The 19,625-nt window shown below is 68.9% G+C and carries 13 protein-coding genes; 9 read left to right on the plus strand and 4 right to left on the minus strand.

Annotated elements, in window-relative coordinates; translation table 11 throughout:
- The first annotated feature begins 132 nt into the window (after positions 1-132).
- Positions 133-2,397 (plus strand): alpha-L-fucosidase, encoded by a 2,265-nt coding sequence (locus tag QCZ28_RS23250; protein WP_279518628.1) that lies wholly within the window; start codon positions 133-135, stop codon positions 2,395-2,397.
- Positions 2,398-2,480: 83 nt separating this feature from the next.
- Here the strand turns inward: QCZ28_RS23250 and QCZ28_RS23255 are convergent, their stop codons facing one another.
- Positions 2,481-4,292, minus strand: a complete 1,812-nt coding sequence (locus tag QCZ28_RS23255) for a family 43 glycosylhydrolase (protein WP_279518629.1) — start codon at positions 4,290-4,292, stop codon at positions 2,481-2,483.
- A gap of 345 nt (positions 4,293-4,637) precedes the next feature.
- On the opposite strand from QCZ28_RS23255, the gene QCZ28_RS23260 reads away from it, so the two are divergent.
- The gene (locus QCZ28_RS23260; protein WP_279518630.1) at positions 4,638-6,035 is read left to right on the plus strand and encodes an RICIN domain-containing protein; all 1,398 of its coding nucleotides are present in this window, start codon (positions 4,638-4,640) and stop codon (positions 6,033-6,035) included.
- A 105-nt stretch (positions 6,036-6,140) separates the two neighbouring features.
- Here QCZ28_RS23260 and QCZ28_RS23265 read toward each other — a convergent pair whose 3' ends face one another.
- Together QCZ28_RS23265 and QCZ28_RS23270 are read right to left on the minus strand one after the other, a co-directional pair.
- A complete protein-coding gene (locus QCZ28_RS23265; protein ID WP_279518631.1) occupies positions 6,141-7,529 on the minus strand; it encodes a glycoside hydrolase family 43 protein in 1,389 nt (462 codons plus the stop codon).
- 523 nt (positions 7,530-8,052) lie between these two features.
- Complete coding sequence (locus tag QCZ28_RS23270; protein WP_279518632.1) at positions 8,053-9,882, minus strand: heavy metal translocating P-type ATPase; 1,830 nt, start codon at positions 9,880-9,882, stop codon at positions 8,053-8,055.
- 298 nt (positions 9,883-10,180) lie between these two features.
- Here QCZ28_RS23270 and QCZ28_RS23275 point away from each other — a divergent pair, with 298 nt between their 5' ends.
- The 5 genes from QCZ28_RS23275 to QCZ28_RS23295 all read left to right on the plus strand — a co-directional run bounded on the left by QCZ28_RS23275 (position 10,181) and on the right by QCZ28_RS23295 (position 14,556).
- Positions 10,181-10,576: a GntR family transcriptional regulator gene (locus tag QCZ28_RS23275; protein WP_279518633.1), complete on the plus strand. Its 396-nt coding sequence runs from the start codon at positions 10,181-10,183 to the stop codon at positions 10,574-10,576.
- Positions 10,573-11,472, plus strand: coding sequence for an ABC transporter ATP-binding protein (locus QCZ28_RS23280; protein WP_279518634.1), 900 nt, complete (start codon positions 10,573-10,575; stop codon positions 11,470-11,472). The genes QCZ28_RS23275 and QCZ28_RS23280 overlap by 4 nt, the downstream gene beginning before the upstream one ends.
- Positions 11,469-12,446 carry an ABC transporter permease subunit gene (locus tag QCZ28_RS23285; RefSeq protein ID WP_279518635.1) on the plus strand — a complete coding sequence of 326 codons (978 nt, stop codon included), beginning with the start codon at positions 11,469-11,471 and terminating at the stop codon, positions 12,444-12,446. Before QCZ28_RS23280 ends, QCZ28_RS23285 begins: the two co-directional genes overlap by 4 nt.
- A 265-nt stretch (positions 12,447-12,711) precedes the next feature.
- Positions 12,712-13,776, plus strand: a complete 1,065-nt coding sequence (locus QCZ28_RS23290) for a serine protease (protein WP_279518636.1) — start codon at positions 12,712-12,714, stop codon at positions 13,774-13,776.
- A gap of 153 nt (positions 13,777-13,929) precedes the next feature.
- Positions 13,930-14,556: a maleylpyruvate isomerase N-terminal domain-containing protein gene (locus QCZ28_RS23295; protein WP_279518637.1), complete on the plus strand. Its 627-nt coding sequence runs from the start codon at positions 13,930-13,932 to the stop codon at positions 14,554-14,556.
- A gap of 72 nt (positions 14,557-14,628) precedes the next feature.
- Here QCZ28_RS23295 and QCZ28_RS23300 read toward each other — a convergent pair whose 3' ends face one another.
- On the minus strand, positions 14,629-15,582 hold the full coding sequence (locus QCZ28_RS23300) for an AEC family transporter (RefSeq protein WP_279518638.1): 954 nt from the start codon (positions 15,580-15,582) through the stop codon (positions 14,629-14,631).
- Positions 15,583-16,330: 748 nt separating this feature from the next.
- Between QCZ28_RS23300 and QCZ28_RS23305 the strand changes: the two genes are divergently transcribed.
- Together QCZ28_RS23305 and QCZ28_RS23310 are read left to right on the plus strand one after the other, a co-directional pair.
- Positions 16,331-17,986 carry a glycoside hydrolase family 43 protein gene (locus QCZ28_RS23305; RefSeq protein WP_279518639.1) on the plus strand — a complete coding sequence of 552 codons (1,656 nt, stop codon included), beginning with the start codon at positions 16,331-16,333 and terminating at the stop codon, positions 17,984-17,986.
- Between the two features lie 254 nt (positions 17,987-18,240).
- The gene (locus tag QCZ28_RS23310; protein ID WP_279518640.1) at positions 18,241-19,578 is read left to right on the plus strand and encodes a cytochrome P450; all 1,338 of its coding nucleotides are present in this window, start codon (positions 18,241-18,243) and stop codon (positions 19,576-19,578) included.
- Positions 19,579-19,625 lie beyond the last annotated feature (47 nt).

The following is a 19,625-nucleotide window of genomic DNA, read 5'->3' on the forward strand; positions in this document are numbered from 1 at the left end:
GATTCGCCTGATGAATGCCATCAGATGCGGCTCATCGGGGCATTGACGAAGGATGATAGGGCCGCTTAACGTCAGATGTTCGAGTGACGGATCCCGTCGCTTGCCACCGCCACCCTGTCTGGAGGGATCTTCATGTCCCGTCCCCCGATCACCCGTCGAACCCTGCTGTCCGCGCTCGGCGTTGGAGGAGCCGCCGCCGCCGTCGGTGCCAGTGGTCTGATCCGCGCGGTTCCTGCCCACGCCGCGATCCCAGGCCCGACCAACTACTCCGCCACCTGGGAGTCGGTCGGTCAGCACCCCCCGGCGGCCGAGTGGTTCCAGGACGCGAAGTTCGGCATCTACTACCACTGGGGCGTGTTCAGCGTTCCGGCGTTCGCCAACGAGTGGTACCCGCGCAACATGTACAACCCCGGTTCGGGCGAGAACAACCACCACCGCAACACCTACGGTGACCCGTCGGTCTGGCCGTACCACAACTTCATCAACGGCGCGAACGACCGGACCGGCCGGTTCGTGCAGTTCGCGCCGCGGCTGCGCTCTGCGGGCGGCAACTTCGACCCCAACGAGTGGGCGCAGCTGTTCGTCGACGCGGGTGCGAAGTTCGCCGGGCCGGTGGCGGAGCATCACGACGGGTTCTCGATGTGGAACAGCCAGGTCAACGAGTGGAACTCGGTGGCTCGTGGCCCCAAGCTCGATCTGCTTCGCCTGCACACCGACGCGATTCGTGGCCGAGGGCTCAAGGTGTTGGTCGCGATGCACCACGTGTTCAACTTCACCGGGTTCTACCAGTGGGCGCCGCAGCAGTCCGATCCGAGTCTGCGCAAGCTCTACGGGCAGCTCGGCACCGCCGCGGAGGAGCAGCTCTGGTACGACAAGCTGCGCGAGGTCATCGACCAGTCCCAGCCGGACATCCTCTGGCAGGACTTCGACATCCGTCGGATCAGCGACGCGCAGCGGCTGAAGTTCCTGTCGTACTACTACAACCGGGCCGTCGCCTGGGACAAGGAGGTCGTCGCCACCTACAAGGACGGTCTGGAGAACGGCGGCGCGGTCTACGACTACGAGCGCGGCGGGCCCGCCGAGATCCGTAATCCGTACTGGATGACCGACGACAGCATCAGCAGCTCCAGCTGGTGCTACACCGTCGGTATCGGTTACTACTCGCTGAACCAGATGCTGCACTCGCTGATCGACCGGGTCAGCAAGAACGGCACCATGGTCCTCAACATCGCCCCGATGGCGGACGGCACCATCCCGACGGGTCAGCGCACCATCCTGCTCGGTATCGGTGACTACCTGCGCCGTTTCGGCGAGTCCGTCTACTCCACGCGCGCCTGGTCGGTGTTCGGCGAGGGGCCGACGAAGATGGGCGGCGGCTACTTCGTCGCGCCGGTCGTCGGCAACGCGCAGGACATCCGGTTCACCCGCACCAAGGACAACCGCGTCCTGTACGCGACGATCCTCGGCTGGCCGGGCAGCTCGGTGAACATCACCACGCTCTCGTCGAACCGGATCAACCTCAGCACGCTGACCGGGGTGCAACTGCTCGGCTCGACTGCCGGCAGCTACATCGATCTGCCCACCCGTACCCAGGATGGCAGCGGTCTGCGCATCACCCTTCCGTCGTCGAGCGCGCCGTTCAGCGCACCCGCCTACGTGGTGAAGCTGACCTTCTCCGGCCCCATTCCCACCCTCGGCGGCGGCGGGACCACCCCGACGACGACGCTTGGGGTCTACGCCGACGTCAACTACGCCACCGGTACCGCCCTCGCGGTCGGCAGCTACACCGCCGCGCAGCTCCAGTCCGCCGGCATCGGGTTGCGCAGCGTCTCCTCGGTCCGGGTGCCGACCGGGCACCAGATCATCGGGTACGCCAACGACAACTTCAGCGGCACCAGCTGGACCTTCAACGCCGACAACCCGGACCTGCGCAACACCGGCAACAACGACGCCATCGCCTCCCTGCGGGTGACCTTCAACCCGTCGACGTACCAGCGAATCACCAACGTCACCAACGGCCTGGCGCTGGACGGTGGTGGCGCGACGGCGGCCGGGTCGCCGTTGAAGCAGTGGAGCTGGGACAGCAGCACCAACCTCCAGTGGCAACTCGTGGACCTGGGCACCGGCTACTACCGGATCGTCAACCGGAGCACCGGCTTGGTCGTCGACGGCTTCGGGCTGACCGCCAACGGTTCCGCCGCCCAGCAGGCGTCCTGGAGCGGCAGCAACAACCAGCAGTGGCAGATCACCGACCAGGGCAACCGGCGCTATCGCATCAGCAACCGGGCGACCGGGCTGGTGCTCGACGGCGGCGGCCAGGTCGCCTCCGGCTCCACGGTCAAGCAGTGGAGCTGGGACAACAGCACCAACCTGCTCTGGACCATCACCGCGGCCTGATCCGGGGCGCTCGCACCGGTGGGTGCCCGCCGCGACCGCTGAGGTCGCGGCGGGCACCCGTCGCCCGATCGCCGCTGTCCGGCTCAGACGCGCGACCAATGCATGCCGGCCGCGGTACCGCACGTCCGTTGCTCCAGGGCGGCACCGGCGGTCGTGGAGTTGCCGACCACGCCCAGGCACTTGTTGCTGTTGACGTTGACCAGTTGGTAGTAGCCGTCGCTGGACGGCCGCCAGGTGAAGACCTGGTTGAGCCCGTTGTGGCAGGTGTACTGGATGACCTGGGCACCGTCGGCGGTGGACGAGTTCAGGATGTCCACGCACTTGCCACTGTTGACGCTCTGCAGGCGCACGTTGCCGCTGCCGGCGTCGAGGAAACGCCACTGCTGCCAGGTGGCGCCGTTGCTGGTCCACTGACCGATGACGGCCAGGTTGTCGAGGTTGGGCTGCTGCACGTCGATGACCTGACCACTGTTGCGGTTGGTGATCCGGTACGCCGTCGGCGTGCTGCCCGCGCTGAACTGCCACCAGTTGATGTTGAAGAGGTTGCCGCTGCCGCCGGCGAAGCGCAGGTACAGGTCATGGGTGCCGGTGGCTCCGTTGACCGTGCAGGTGGTGGTGGTCCAGGTTTGCCAGCCGCCGGTGCCGCCGACGGTGCAGGTGCCGACGGTCGGGCCGGTGGCGCTGTCGAGGCGTACCTCGATCCGGCCGCCGCTGGCGCCCGAGGCGACCCGGGCGCTGAACGATGTCGCGCCCGCTCCGAACGCGACGCCCTTGACCTTGATGTAGTCGCCGTTCTCGATCCAGCCGACGTTCATCCCGCCCTCGCTGGACGCCTCGGTCTCGATCCCCGAGCCCCAGGCGATCGTCTCGGCCTCCTGGCGCACGTACGGGTTCACCGTCCCGATCTGCGGCGCTCCCGTGGTGGTCATGTTGATGGTCGGGAAGGTGCCGTTGCTGTTGTAGGTGAACTTCTCCACCGCGACCGACCGGGTGAAACCGCCGCCGCCGGGCAGGGCACCGTTGTGGTAGAAGAAGTACGAACCGCCCTGGAAGTCGATCACCCCTGCGTGGTTGGTGAAACTCGCCCCCTGCCTCGGCATGATCGTGCCCCGGTACGTCCACGGCCCGGTCGGCCCGGTCGCCGTGGAGTACGCGATGAACTCCGAGCAGCACTCCGCGGCGAACACGTTGTAGTACAGGCCGTTGCGCTTGAACACCCACGGCCCCTCCTCATACAACGTCGGCCGACTCGCGTTCCCGGTACGGGTACCGAACCCCGCCGTCGTCAACGGAATCCGGGTGGCGCTGCCGGAGAAGGAGATCATGTCCGGGTTCAGCTTGACGTACCACAACCCCGGGTTGCCCCAGTACAGATACGCCTGCCCGTCGTCGTCGATGAACGCGTGCGGATCAATCTCACCATTGCCGACCAGGGGTCGGCCGATGGCGTCGCGGAACGGCCCGGTCGGGCTGTCCGCCACCGCCACCCCGATGACCATCTGCCCGTTCGAGCGCTGACGCACCGGCACGTACCAGTAGAACTTCCCGTTACGCGCGATGACCTGCCCGGCCCACGCGTTGGCGTCCGCCCACGCGAACGTCGCCAAATTCATCGGCACGCCATGATCGGTCCAGTTCACCATGTCCGCCGACGAGAACACCCGCCACTCCCGCATGGTGAAGTAGGTGGACCCGTCCTCGTCATGACCGGTGTAGAGATACACCCGACCGTCATGCACCAACGGCGCCGGATCAGCGGTGTAAATATGCTGGACGATGGGATTGTCCGCCCTGGCCGCGCCCGGAACCAGCGCGAGGACGCAGAGCAGGCTGGTGATGGCGGCGATGGTGCGGCGTAGCGCTCTGCCCGGTTGGAATTGAGTTTCTGGTCGCACGACTTGCCCTCCGATGTTGGCTTTGTTGACGACAACATGACTGATTTGCGGAAAGAATGCGGGCATGAACAAATAGCGACTCGTGGTCGCTTCTCCATGGGCCTTGGTGTGGCCTTCAATGACTTAGATAAATTGACACTCCCCACTGTGATCGTTAACATCAACCTCCGATCGGGTCGATTTCAAGGGCCCGCGACCACCACCATGGCCCGCGCAGAGCGGCGGTGCGGATATCGCGATTTCGACGCACCCGCGCCCATCCGGCCGGCTCATCCCCGCCGACTCGTCACCAGTCGATGGCCGGAATGTCAGTGCTGTCGCGTGCGGCCAGAGAAGGAGAGAATCATGAATGACTCCGGCGGATTCCGCCCCGACTCCGTACCGAGAGGCCGTTGCCGTCGACCCCTGGTCGCCGCGGCGCTGAGTGCCATCCTGGTCGGCGTGCTCGGGCTGATCGGCATCACCCCGGCCGCCGCGGCGACTGTGGACGTGGGCGCCTGGTACGTGCTGGTCAATCGCAACAGCGGCAAGGCGCTGGATCTTTACAACATGGCGACCGGGGACGGCGCCCGGATCACCCAGTGGGCGCGCAACGACGGCAACTGGCAGCAGTGGCAGTTCGTCGACTCGGGCGGCGGGTTCTACCGGCTGAAGTCGCGACACTCGGGCAAGGTGCTCGATGTGTCCGGCTCGTCGACGGCCAACGGCGCGGCGGTCGTGCAGTGGGCCGACCACAACGGTGCCAACCAGCAGTTCCGGCTGGCCGACTCGGCTGGCGGTTATGTCCGCCTGCTCAACCGGAACTCCAACAAGGCCGTGGAGGTGCAGAACGCCTCGACCGCCGACGGTGGGAACGTGGTGCAGTACGACGACTTCGGCGGCAACCACCAGCAGTGGCAGCTGGTCCGGGTCGGTGACTCGGGCAACCCGGGCACCCCCGGCAACGGCACCGCCGGCTGTGGCCGGGCCCCCGCCCTCGGCAGCGGCACGCACACCATCACCAGCAACGGCAAGTCCCGGACGTTCATCCTGCGGGTTCCGGACAACTACAACAGCGCCAACCCGTACCGGCTGGTGTTCGGGTTCCACTGGCGCGGGGGTACGGCGACCGACGTGGCCACGGGTCAGACGGTGCAGCGCGATGTGTGGTCGTACTACGGGCTGCAACGGCTGGCGAACAACAGCGCGATCTTCGTGGCACCGCAGGGCCTGGGCAACGGCTGGGGCAATGCCGGCGGCGAGGACGTGACGTTCACCGACGACATGCTGCGACTGATCGAAAACTCCCTCTGCGTCAACACCCGGCTGCGGTTCGCCACCGGGTTCAGCTTCGGCGGGGGCATGAGCTACGCCCTGGCGTGCGCACGCCCGAACGTGTTCCGGGCGGTCGCGGTCCTTTCCGGCGCCCAGCTCAGCGGTTGCAGCGGCGGTACGGGTCGGGTCGCGTACCTCGGGGTGCACGGCATCCGTGACGGCGTGCTCGGCATCGCCAGCGGTCGGTCGCTGCGTGATCGCTTCGTGCAGAACAACGGCTGTGCGGCGCAGAGCCCGCGCGAACCCGGATCCGGCACCCTCACTCACATCCGTACCTCCTATTCGGGGTGTGCCGCGGGATATCCGGTGGAGTGGATCGCCTTCGACGAGGGCCACATCGCCGCGCCGCAGGACGGCGCGACGGGCGACAGTGGCTCACGGACCTGGGTCCCCGGGGAGACCTGGCGGTTCTTCACCCAGTTCCAGTGACGCCCGGCGAGGACCGTCGCTGACCCCGAGGGCCGGTCGAGGAGCGGATGCCCACTCGACCGGCCCTTCCGGGTCAGGCGCGGTGCGGCAGGAAGCGCTGGCGCCCTACGGCGTGATCCGGAAGGTGGCGTCCTGCCGGTCGCTGGCGCTGGAGGACGCGCTCAGCGGGTCGATGCGCAGCAGATTGTTGCTGTGCCGCAGGTACCGGTCCGGGAAGTTGTGCGAGCGGAAGGAGGTCCAGGCGGAGTCGGCGAGACCGGCGGTGCGGTGGAAGGTGGCGTCGGCTCGGAACGTGGCGGTGTTGTTGTTCGGTTCGAGCCGGATGGCGTACCCGCTGTGTCGCAGGAAGTTGCCGGGCCGGTTCACCGACTCGAAGGACACTGCGGCGGAGTCCGCGAGCCCGGGCACCATCCGCCACATCTGGTCCTGGTACGGATCGAACGGGTACGGGTCGATGCGGCCCACGCCGTCGAGGTGCCGGACGTAGCGGTCGGGGAAGTTGGAGGACTTCAGCCGCACCCAGTTCGGTGTGCCCCACCGGCTGATCGCGCCGTTGTACTCGGCCTCGGTGATGCCGAGGATGGAACCGTGCTTGCCGTTCAGCGGCGGGGTGTAGTCGCGCTGGTTGAGCACCGTCCAGGCATTGGCGGTGATGTTGCTGCTGGACCAGGCGTAGTAGTCGGCGTTGACCGGGATGAACGAGTCGCCCCAGAGGTACCAGCCATTGCCCTCGTTGCGCTTGACCAGCAGGGGCGCCTCCATGGCGTCGCCCTGCCGGAGCCCGCCGGTGTAGGTGGTGAAGCTGTTCGGTGCCCCGGTCGACGAGCGGGCGCCGTAGAGGTTCCCGTTGCCGAGGTTCTTGTAGTACAGGTACGTGACGCCGCCGTCCACCACGATGTCCCCGTCCAGGACGCCGAAGCCGGGGCTGAAGAAGACCTGCGGGGAGCTGACCGACTGGAAGTCCGACGTGTAGTTGACCAGGAACACGTCGCCGCCGTTGTTGCAGGAGTAGACGATGCCGTACTGCCCGCGGTTGGCGTCCCAGAAGACCGTCGGGGCCCAGGTGTGGGCGTTGTAGGTGTGCATCCGCAGCCGGCGGTACCCGGTGAAGCTGGTCAGGTTCGTCGAGTCCCACACGTGCAGGTACTGACTGTTGGCGCCGAAGTTCGTGCCGCGCAGGTCGGTGGCGATGACGATGAACGTGCCGTCCTGCTTGCGGAAGATGAACGGGTCGCGGAGCCCCAGCTGACCTGCGGTGGGAGTGACCACCGGATTGTTCTGGTTCAGCGGGGTCCAGTTCAGACCGTCCCGACTGACGGCGACATGCAGGCCGTAGTCGGCGCCGACGAAGTTCGGGGACTCGGTGAAGTACGTCATGACGTACCCGGTGTAGGTCGCGGCCGCGGCCGGGCCGGATGCGATCGTCAGACCGGTGGCCGTGGCCGCGCCAGCGGCGACCGCGCCCAGGGTGAATGCTCGTCGGGTCAGGGCCATGGGGGAGACCTCTCTCGTTCCGGTGGTTGGTAGCGGTTGGTGGCTGTGGCTGACGGCCGTTGCTCAGGTGCAGGCCGGAGCTGGGGCCGACGGCGACCGGCGTCCCGGGGCGTCGTCGAACCCGCGAGCGTTGCCACGGGTGGTGGCTGCACGAGAGAAGGTCGTGCGGGGTGAGCCAGGTTGCACGATGGCCGCCCATCGCCGAGCCGTTCCGACCAATGGGTGCTGGTCGTCCGGCACCGGATCGATGAGCTGAAACAAGGGGGAAACATCGATGTTATCGATAACATACGGATCGCTCTATGGTCGCGCAAGGCCGGATTTTTGCTCTGTCGTAAGGCGTCAGACGTGTGACGAATAGGGGGTTGTCAAGCGATGGAGGGAGAAATTGTGCTCGTTGACGAACGAGTTGATTCGATGTTTCAATTGCCGGGAGTCGCCATGTTAGCGATAACAGAGAAGGGTCAACGGGTGCCAGCATGAGCTGACGCGCCCAAGAAACCGCGCGCCGGCTGGGCGGCACTCAGGCGCGGGTCCTGCCGCCGCCGAGAGCGCGTAGCGCGTTGAGGATCACGGCCACGTCGATGCCCTCCTGCAGGAACGCGCCGGCCACCGGGGGCAGCAGGCCGAACGCGGCGGCGATCATCGCCACCACCGCCAATCCCATGCCCACGCCAGCACTCTGCGCCGCGATCGTCCGCGACCGGCGGGCGATCTCCACCGCGTCCGCCAACCGGTCCAGCCGGTCCACCGACAGCACCGCATCCGCCACGTCCGCCGAGGCCGTCGCCCCGGTCGCCCCCAGTGCCACGCCCACTGCGGCGGTTGCCAGCGCGGGCGCGTCGTTGATCCCGTCGCCGACCATCACCGTCACCGCCCGGTCGGACTCGGTCCGTACCCGGGCCACCTTCTCGTGGGGGGAGCAGCGGGCGACCACGTCATCCACGCCCACCGCGCGGGCCACCCGCTCGGCGACCTCTGGCCGGTCCCCGGTCACCATGATCACCCGTTGGAAGCCGGCCTGCCGCAGCCGTCGTACGGTGTCCTTCGCGTCGGGCCGTACCGGGTCGCGGAGAAGCACCGCCCCGGCGAGGACGCCGTCCAGGCCCACCCAGACCGTCGACAGGCCGTCCTCCTCGGCCTGCTGCCGTGCGTGTGCGGCCCAGTCCGGTAGGTCACCGCCGTGCTGGCCGACCCGGACCAGCCGTCCGTCGACCCGGCCGCTCACCCCCTGTCCGGGCTCCTCCGTCACCTCGGTGGGCGCCACGAGCCGACTGCTCCGGTCCTTGGCGGCCCGCACGATCGCGGCGGCCAGCACATGGGAGGACAGTTGTTCGACCGAGGCGGCCATCCGCAGCAGTTCGTCCCCGTCGCCGCCGGGCGCGGTCAACACCCTGGCCATCTCCGGACGCCCCGCCGTCAGCGTCCCGGTCTTGTCCACGAGCAGCGTCCGCGCCCGGCCCAGCAGTTCCAACGAGCCGCCGTTGCGGACCAGCACACCGCGCCGGGCCGCCCGGGACAACCCCGCCACTATCGCGATCGGGGTGGCCAGCAGCAACGGGCACGGAGTCGCCACCACCAGGACCGCCACCGCCCGCACGAACTGCCCGGAGACCGCCCACGCGATACCGGCCAGGATCAGGGTGAACGGCACGAACGCCGCCGAGTACCGGTCAGCCAGCCGCACCAACGGCGCCTTCTCCGCGTTCGCCTCCTCCGCGAGCCGGACGATTCCCGCGTAGGTGCTCTCGGCCGCCACCGACGTGACCCGCAACCCGAACGCCGCGCCCGCGTTGACCACTCCACTGGCCAGCCGGTCCCCGGCCCGGCGCTCGACCGCCTGGGACTCGCCGGTCACCGCGGACTCGTCCAGCGTCGCCGCGTCCTCGGCGAAGCCGTCCACCGGCACGACCTCACCCGGCCCGACCAGCAGCCGATCGTCTTTCCGGATGTCGTTCACGTCGACGTCCTGGATGTCGCCGTTCGGACCGCGACGCCGTGCCCGGCGGGGTGCTCGCGCCAGCAGCTCGTGCAGGTCCCGGGTGGCCCGTCCCTGGGCGTAGCGCTCCAACGTGTGCCCGCTGGCCAGCATCAGCGCCACCACCGCCCCGGCCAGATACTCACCGACCAGCAGCGAGGTGGCCAGAGCCAGAGTCGCGATCACGTCCACGCCGATCCGGTGCCGCCGCAACGACTGGACCAACCAGCGCAGCGTGACCAGCAGGGTGGCCGCTGTCGTCGCCGCCCAGCACACGTCGGCGGCCCCGCGCTGGCCCGCGAACCACAACCCCGCGCCCGCCAGCACCGGCACCGTCAACACGACCAACGGCGCGACGTCACGCCACCGTCGCACCGCAGACCCGCCAACCACGTCCCACCCCCACATCGAGGGGCCATCGCGTACCCCTGGCCGGCGAAACCACGGCCGGCCGGGCCCGGTGCCGGCGAGTAACAAGGGTCTCAACAACGCGAGGCCGGCGTGGCCGAAACATCATGATTTTCTGAGGTCGGCCCCGACCGCGCGGGCGCCGGCCGGTGGCCCGGGCGGGCGTGCCCCCGGATCCGGTGCCGCGCTCGGGTGGGCGGGTGACCTCTCTTGACCGCCACCGTGCCGCTTTACTATGTTCCTAGTAAATCAGTAAGGGGTCATCGTGTTCGTCTTCCGGCTCGACACCCACTCCGGCGTGCCGCCGTACCTGCAACTCGTCCAGCAGGTCCGCCAGGCGGTGCTGCTGGGCTTCCTCCAACCCGGTGACCGCCTCCCGCTCATCCGCGAGGTGGTCGAGGACCTGGCGATCAACCCGAACACCGTCGCCAAGGCGTACCGGCAGATGGAGCAGGAAAACCTGGTCACCGGCCGGCCCGGCCAGGGCACGTTCGTCAATGAGCAGCAGTCGGCCGCGATGTCGGCATCGACGTACACCTCGCTGCGCCGCGGCCTGGCGACCTGGCTGCGCCGCGCCTACGACGCCGGCCTCGACGAGCAGGCGGTCAACGCGCTCTTCACCTCGGTGCACCAGCAGACGCGAAACGAGGACGTGGCGTGACAGCGACCGAGTTCGCGCTGCGCACCGACGCTCTGGGCAAGCGATACCGGAAGGGCTGGGCGCTGCGCGACTGCACACTGGCCCTGCCGGCGGGCGGCGTGATCGCCCTGGTCGGGCCGAACGGCGCGGGCAAGACCACGCTGCTGCGCCTGGTCGTCGGGTTGCTGGCACCGAGCACCGGCACGGTGGAGGTCCTCGGCCACGATGTCACCGCCAGCACCCCGCAAACGCTGTCCCGGGTCGGGTTCCTGGCCCAGGACCACCCGCTGTACAAGCGCTTCACCGTTGCCGAGATGCTCCGCTTCGGCCGGGCCTGCAACCTGCGGTTCGACCAGGGGCTGGCGGAGCGCCGGCTGGCGAAGCTGGGCATCCCGCTCGACCGCAGGGTCGGCACGCTCTCCGGCGGCCAGCAGGCCCAGGTCGCGTTGGCGCTGGCCCTGGCGAAGCGGCCGGACCTGCTCGTCCTCGACGAGCCGGTGGCCAGCCTCGACCCGCTGGCCCGGCACGAGTTCCTCCAGGTCCTCATGGGCGCGGTGGCCGACGGCGGGGTGACCGTCCTGTTCTCCTCCCACGTCGTGCACGAACTGGAGCGCGTCTGTGACCACCTGGTCGTGCTCAACAACGGCCGGGTCACGCTCACCGGTGACATCGACACCCTCCTCGCCGAGCACCGGCGGCTCGTCGGCCCGCGCACGCCCACCGACCTCGACCGATCCGGTGCCGTCGTGGAGGCCGTCCACAGCGATCGCCACACGAGCCTGCTGGTGCGCGACGGCGGGCTCCCGCCCGCGCCCGGGTGGCAGGCGCAGCCGGTCGCGCTGGAGGAACTGGTGCTGGCGTACCTGCGCCGGCCGTCCGAGCCGAGCACCACCGTCCCGGCGGGGGTGCCGGCATGACGTGGTTGATCTGGCGCCAGCACCGGGCCGAGGTCTGCGTCCTGGGTCTGTTCGTCGGCATGTTCGCCGTCGTCCTGCTCGTGCTCGGGACGCAGGCCCACGACCTGTTCCCCGGCGGTCCCGGCCGGTGCGCGGGAGACGCCGGTGTCAACGAGGCCTGCGCGGCCTCCTTCCGCCGGCTCGACGAGGAGTACGGGTACGTCGAGAACCTGCTGGCGGGCTTCTATCTGGTCCCCGTCGTCATCGGTGCGTTCCTCGGTGCGCCGCTGCTCGCGCGCGAACTGGAGGACGGCACCTGGCAGCTCGCCTGGACGCAGGCCGTGCCGCGGATGCGCTGGCTGGCGACCAAGCTCGTGGCACTCGCCGGCGTCACCGTAGCGCTCACCGGAATGTTCACCGCGGTGCTCACCTGGTTCCGTCAGCCGTTCGACGCGTGGGAAGGGCGGTTCCAGTACGACGCCTTCGACCTGGAAGGGCTCGTTCCGGTGGCGTACGCGCTGTTCGCGTTCGGCGTCGCCACCGCCGCCGGGGCGATCCTGCGGCGCAGCCTGCCCGCGTTCGGCGGCGCGTTCGGGGCGTTCCTCGCCGCCCGGATGTCGGTGGCGCTGCTGGCCCGCCCCGCGTACGCCACGCCGCTCACCACCACGGAGTCGGTCGGAGTCGGCGGCGCGACGGACCAGGCGGGGCGCCGGGCTGTGCCCGGCTTCGCCGACTGGGTGATCGAACGCGGCTACGCGGACGCCACCGGGCGCAGGCTGAGCGGGACCGAGTATCACGAGCTGGAGAGCGCCGCCGACCGGGCCGGCGAAAACCTCAACCAGTTCCTGCACGCGCGGGGCATCCAGTGGTTCGGGGTCTACCACCCGGCCGACCGGTTCTGGACGTTCCAGCTCATCGAGGCGGCCGTGTTCGTCGCCGTCACGGCGATCCTGATCGGTGTGGTGGTGTGGCGAATACGGCGCCGGCTGATCTAGCGGCACCGCTATGACATAGATGAGATTATATCTCTTGCGTCATTTCAGGTAGGAAGGCCGAAGGCACGTCTCGGTGCTGATTCCTGAGAAGGAGCGACAGATGAAACATGCCCTGCGCCGCCTACGAACGGGGGCGGTCGCGCTCGCTGCCTGCACACTCGGGCTGAGTCTACTGTCGGTACCCGCCGCCGAGGCGTACTCGGTTGCCCCTCTCGCGCCATCATCCGAGCGGGCACCGGAATCGAACCAGTTCTCGGCAGAGGGTGTGACCACGATCGGCGAACTCCGCACCGTCGGCAGCTCGCTGTCCTACGCCCCCAACGGCGGGACACAGGTCATCCAGCACCCCGGCGCCACCTACATCAAGGTGCACTTCAGCTCACTGCGACTGGCCGAGGGCGACTACGTCACCGTGTCGAGCCGCGACGGCAAGGAGAGCTACCGGTACGACCGCCACCTGAACCGGGCGACCGGTTCGGACTACACCACCGACGGACAGCCGGGCTTCTGGGCGATGTCGGTCGACGGCGACACCGCAGTGGTGACACTGCACAGCAGCCGCCCCGCACGGGGCAGCGCCGCCACCATCGACCGGTTCTGGCGCGGATACGACCGCGCGGAGATCGCCGCGCACAACTTCTCCACCCAGTCCGTGTGCAGCACCGACGCCCGCCGCGACGTGGTCTGCTACCAGAACAGCCACCCCACCGAGTACGCCCGCGGCAGGGCGGTGGCGCGGTTGCTGATCAGCGGCGGTGGACTGTGCACCACCTGGCGGGTCGGCAACACCAACCGGATGCTGACGAACAAGCACTGCTTCTCGACGCAGTCCGCCGTGAGCGGCAGCGAGATGCAGTTCAACTACCAGTGCGCCACCTGTGGCGGTGCCAACCCCGGCGCCGGCACCAAGGTCAGCGGTGCCACCCTCTACAAGGTGAGCAGCGGCGGCTCCAGCCAACTCGACTACACCCTGTTCTCGGTCAACAACTTCGCCGCCATCCAGGGCTTCGGCACGCTGTACCTGGCGACCACCGCCACCAGCAACGGCACCCGGATCTACATCCCCGGGCACGGCGACGGCAGCCCGAAGCGGCTGTCGATCTACGAGGACACCCAGAACGGCGGGACCTGTACCGTTCGGAACGCGAACTACAACACCTGGAACATCAGCTACAGCTGTGACACCTCCGGCGGCAACTCCGGTTCACCGGTGCTCGACGGCAGCCACCGGGTGATCGCCCTGCACCACCTCGGCGGTTGTCCGTCGAACCAGGGCGCGAAGGCGCACCTGATCTACAACGAGATCGCCAGTCTGATCGACAACGGCTGAGAGGGTGGGCCGCCGACGCGCGCTCGGCGCCTTGGCGGCCCATCGGCATCCCTGTTGTCGTCGCGCTGGGCGTCGACGACGGCGGCCAGCGGGTCGGGGGCGACCCCGGCACGGGACTGACAACACACGTCGCACCCGCATAAGGTGCAATCGATGATCCGACCTGCGTTCCTGGACGTCGCTGAAACCGCCGCAGCCCTGGTACGGGAACCGATGCTCATCGAGCGATGGTCCACGCCGAGCGCGCTGCCCGACTTTTCCACCGGCGGCCTCGCCCGGCATCTCGCCAACCAGCTCACCCACACCGTGACCTTTCTCGCCGCAGCGCCAGGAGCGTCGGCTGTCTCGGTGCTGGAACACTTCACCGGCAACGCCTGGGTAACGTCAGGCGTTGACAGCGCTGACAACATCGGCATCCGACGCCGCAGCGAGCAGGCAGCCGCGTCGACCACCGCCACGAACCTGGCGGACCTTGTCGGTGATGCGTTGAGCGAGCTGCGTACCGCGGTGCCGGCACAACCAGCGGACCGCATCGTGGACCTCGGCGACTGGGGTCTGCGGATCGATGACTTCCTGCTGACCCGTGTGGTGGAACTGGTCGTGCACATCGACGACCTGGCAGTCAGTCTCGGCCTGCCGACGCCAGCGATGCCCCCGGCAGCGACCCGAGCGGCGATCACTCTGCTGAGCAGCCTCGCAGCCTGGCGACACGGCTCGCTGAACGTGATACGAGCGCTGGCTCGGCAAGAACGAGCTCCCACCTCGATCTCCGCCTTCTGACGCCCGTCTCGCTCAACGACCACGTCAACGCCGCCGTACCGAGACGCATGCTGGACGGGTCAGCTGACGGACCTAGCCGAGCAGCGTCGCCGCCGCGGCCACTGTGGCCAGCGACAGCGTCGTGGTCACCAGCACCGCCCGGTTGGTCACCGCCTCGCCGACGCCGTACTCCTGGCTGTAGATGAACGTGTTCTGCGCCGTCGGCAGGCCCGCGCACACCACCACGGCGAGCAACTGTGGCGCGGACAGGTGCAGGGCCAGCCCGGTCACGTACGCGATGACCGGCTGTGCGACGAGCTTCAGCGCGGTGATCACGGCCAGCTCGACCAGCCCGGCTGGCTCTGCCGGCTCCACCCGCTCTGCCGGCTCCACCCGCTCCGTCGGCGCCGGGGCGTGCAGCGACGCGCCGAGCGCGACCAGGGCGGCCGGAACCGCGGCAGCGGAGAGCAGGGTGAGCGGCGCGCCGGCCGCCGACGGCAGTCGGAGGCCGGCGGCCGAGCACGCGACACCGAGCAGCGACGCCAGGATCACCGGGTTACGGATCGGCAGGGAGGCGATACGGCGGACCCGTACGCGCCCGGCCGGGTCGCTGTGCCGGTCCAGGGCGACCAGGATCACGGGGGTCACCACCAGCACCTGTAGCAGCACCACCTCAGCCAGGAACGACACGTTGCCGAGAACCTGCGTGGCGATCGGAATGCCGAGGTTCGCCGAGTTCACGTACCCGGCGGCCATGCCCCAGATCGGCCGTTCGCCGGGCCTGCGACCGAACAACCAGCTCGCGCCGACCCACCCGAACCCGACGACCGCGGCGGTGCTCACTGCGAAGGCGAGCAGCGAGCGGCCGTCGAACACGGACAGGGGCATCCGGGACAGGGCCAGGAACAGGGCGGACGGCATCGCGAGGTGGAACACGAACCGGCCGAGCACCGACGCCGCCGCCTCGCCCAGCAGGCCCCAACGACAGGCCGCGTAGCCGACCGCGGTGAGGATCCAGATCGGTACGAACGCCGACACCAGGCTCATCCGGACGTCACCGGCGGGCGGGCGTGGCGAGGATGTTGCCGGGCCGAGGGTTGTTCACGTGTACGCCGATCGGAAGGCCACGCGTTCAGCCTCGCATCCCGCCCGGACGGCGCGAACATCCCATCCGCAGCTGCACGGGCCATCATCGGCGCGCACGTCTGCTGCCGTCTGAGTGGCTACCCAGCGTTTACGCCCGCAGTGTCCTGGATGCCGTCCGGGCGTGCCGGTGAGAGGGCAGCAGATCGTGGCGGCATTGGGCAGCTGACAACAGTGGCGGCGGTCGGGACCACGCAATTCTTCCGCCGCTGAATGATGGGAAACCGCAGCCAGTCGGGTGCCGCACCACGACTGCCGCTTCGGTGCGTTGTTGAGGTGGTGACACCGCTGTCGGGCTGTCGTGGACCGGACGCGCCAGCACCGGTGGCGGTTGCCCGGTGGCCGTACCGGCCACCGTGTCCTGTGCCGTGCTGGCCGCCCGCCCCTCTGGTCGGCAGGTCGCCTCACCACCGGATCTGGCGGGCTGTCAGCGGTGCCGGAGTGGGCCGCCGGACCCGTCATTACGAAGCCCGCAAGAAGGTGGTGAAGGTGAACTATCGGAGCAACTTCCGGAAGCAAGCGACAGTGGACATGACGCGGCTGTACAGGCCAACGCCATTGTCACTAAGGTGTAATAGCGGCTAGTCTGTGCCGATCAGGCGATCGAACCTCGTCGAAACTTTCGACGAGGCTACCGTTACGGAGAAGCGAAATGACGACCGCAACAAAGAGTCCGGCAGCGGCCGGGCCCCACGGCGGCGAGGTGCCTGGCCGGCTGATCCGAAACCCGGTCCTTCCCGGCTTCAACCCCGACCCGTCGATCTTGCGCGTCGGCACTGACTACTACATCGCCACGTCGACCTTCGAGTGGTACCCGGGCGTCCGGCTGCACCACTCGACCGACCTGGTGCACTGGCGCCCGCTCGGTGGCGTCATCACCGAGCGGCGGCTTCTCGACCTGAGCGGAGCGGGCGATTCCAACGGCGTGTGGGCGCCTGATCTGTCCTATGTGGACGGTGTGTTCTATCTCCTGTACGCCGACGTGGCGAGCTTCGCCAGCGGCTACTGGGATCCGCAGAACTATCTGGTGACCGCGAGCGACCTCGCCGGGCCCTGGTCCGACCCGGTCGTGCTGCACGGGCGCGGGTTCGACCCGTCGCTGTTCCACGACGAGGACGGCACCACCTGGATGCTGTCGATGGTCGCCGACTGGCGGCCGGGCCGTGACCGGTTCGCGGGCATCCAGATCCAGCAGTACGACCGCGAGGCCCGTCGCCTGGTCGGCACCGAGCGGACGATCTTCCAGGGAACCACCGCCGGCGTCACCGAGGCGCCGCACGTGTACCAGAAGGACGGCTGGTACTACCTGTTGACCGCGGAGGGCGGCACCTCCTGGACGCACCAGGCGACGATGGCCCGCTCCCGTAGCCTGTTCGGGCCGTACGAGGCCCATCCGGACGGCCCGCTGCTCACCTCGCAGGGCCATCCCGAGCTGGAGCTGCAGAAGTCCGGTCACGGCAGCCTGGTGGCCACGCCAGACGGGCGTTGGTACCTGGCGCACCTGACGGCCCGGCCGTACACCCCCCTCGGCCGGTGTGTGCTCGGCCGGGAGACCGCCATCCAGGAGGTGCACTGGCCCGAGGGGGAGTGGCCGCGCATCGAGGACGGAATACCGGCGGTGCTCGTGCCCGTGCCGGGCGAGGCCGAGCCGGCGGCGGACCTGCCGGAGGAGCGCGACGACTTCACCGAGCCGGTGCTCGGCCCCGAGTGGTCGACGCTGCGCCGTCCCGCCACCGCGGACTGGGTGGATCTCACCTCGCACCCCTCGGTCCTGCGGATTCACGGCGGCCAGTCGCCGGTCGGCCGGCACCGTCCGAGCCTGGTCGCGCGTCGCGTGACCGCGCAGCAGTGCGAGCTGACGGCCGCCATGCGCTTCGACCCGGCCAACTACCGCCAGCTCGCCGGCGTCACCGCCTACTACAACACCCGCAACTGGCACTACGCCTACGTGACCGCCGACGACGACGGCCAGCCGGTGCTTGAGGTGATGTCGTGCGACAACGGCCGGCGGGTCATGCACGACGCGTGCCACGTCGACCTGCCGAGCGCGGGCGACATCACGCTGCGGGCCACCTTCGACGGCCCGCGTCTGACCTTCGCCTATCAACTGGCCGGCGAGGCGCGCTGGGTCGACCTGCCGGCAGAGCTCGACGCCACCATCCTGTCCGACGAGTACGCCGCGACCCTGGTCGATGGTGAGCCGGAGGGCTGGGGCTTCACCGGCGCGTTCGTCGGCCTGTGGGTCCAGGACCTGGGCGCCGAGGGCGTCTACGCGGACTTCGACTGGGCGTCGTACCGCCACTGGTGAGCACCCACCGACGCGAGCGCGCCCGCCGCGCCCCGTCGCCCCGCACAGCCGGGCGTGCGCCGTCCAGCGGTGCCACGCCCGGCTGTCGTTACGCGACCGACCGGCGGGGCGTCGGGCTGGTGCCGACCTCTTGCCTGCTGGCGACGGCGGCAGCGACGACCATCGCTGCCGACTGCGGGAATTCTGTGCTGAAAAAGGGGTACGGCGCGTGGAAATATAGTCGACGTCCGTCGATCGACTGAACGGGGATCACCGTGACGACACAGCTGTCCAAGGCCACCGCCGTACCGGGTCCGACCGGGCATCCGCTCCTCGGCATGTTGCCGGAACTCCGCGACGACCTGCTGGGATCGATCCTGAACGGCTTCCACAGGTACGGCGACGTGGTGGCCTACCACGTCGGGCTGCCACGGGGGCCACGCGCCGTCAGCGTCGACGTGGTGAACGTGCACCACCCGGACGGCATCCATCAGGTCCTCACCACGCCCCAGGTCTTCAGCCGTCGCGCGAGCGCGTACGAAATCCTTCGGGAGTTCATCGGTGAGGGCCTGCTGACCAGCGACGGAGACCGTTGGCTGCATCAGCGGCGGACGCTGCAACCGCTGTTCACGCCGCGCCGGGTGGCCCGCTACACCGAACTGATGGCCGAGGAGGCGGCCCGCGTCGTCGACGACATGGCGGTCACCGCCGGGTCCGTGGTGGACCTCTACCAGGTCATGCAGCGCTACACGATGCGGGTGGTCGGCCGGGCGCTGTTCGGCGACGACATCGACGAGGTCGTTCCCCGGCTACAGGAGCTCATGCCCATCCTGGGCGACCTGGCGCTGGCACGCGCCCTACAGGTCGTCAAGCTGCCGCTGAGCTGGCCGACTCCACGGTCGCGCCGGATCACGCAGGTCCGCGCGACCCAGTACGACATCATCGACCGCATCATCGCCGCCCGCCAGCGAACCGGCGGCGAGGAGACCGAGGACATGCTCAGCCGGCTGTTCGCGGCCAAGGATCCGGAGACCGGGCAGACCCTGTCCATGGAGGAGATCCGCGATCAGATGCTCGTGTTCCTGCTCGCCGGGCACGAGACGACCTCGGCCGGGTTGGCGTTCACCATGCACCTGCTGGGTCAGCACCAGGAGGTGCAGGAACGGGTCGCGGCCGCGGCCGGCACCGGCGACCAGGAGCTGGTGCGGGCCGCGATCATGGAAGGCATGCGGCTGTACCCGCCCGTCTACAGCATGGAGCGGATGGCCGAAACCGACGTCATGGTCTCCGGACACCGCATCCCGGCCAATACCAAGGTGGTGGTCGCCCCCTGGGTCACGCACCGGCACCCGGAATTCTGGCCCGACCCGGAGCGCTTCGAGCCGGACCGGTTCCTCGGGCAGCAGGACCGGCCGCGCTACGCCTACTTCCCATTCGGTGGCGGCCCGCGCAGTTGCATCGGCGAACACTTCGCGCTGCTGGAGATGACCGTCCTGCTGAGCGCGTTGCTCACCCGATACCGGGTCGACACGCGTGGCGAGCGGCTGGAGGTCGTACCGATGGTCACGCTGCGTCCGGCCGGCGCGGTCCGGGCCACGCTGACCGTCAGGTGACCTGATGCCCTGGCTGATCCGGACCGGATCAGCCAGGGCACCGTTCG

Origin of the sequence: Micromonospora sp. DH14, assembly GCF_029809455.1 — a bacterium.
In the GTDB taxonomy this organism is placed as follows: domain Bacteria; phylum Actinomycetota; class Actinomycetes; order Mycobacteriales; family Micromonosporaceae; genus Micromonospora; species Micromonospora parva.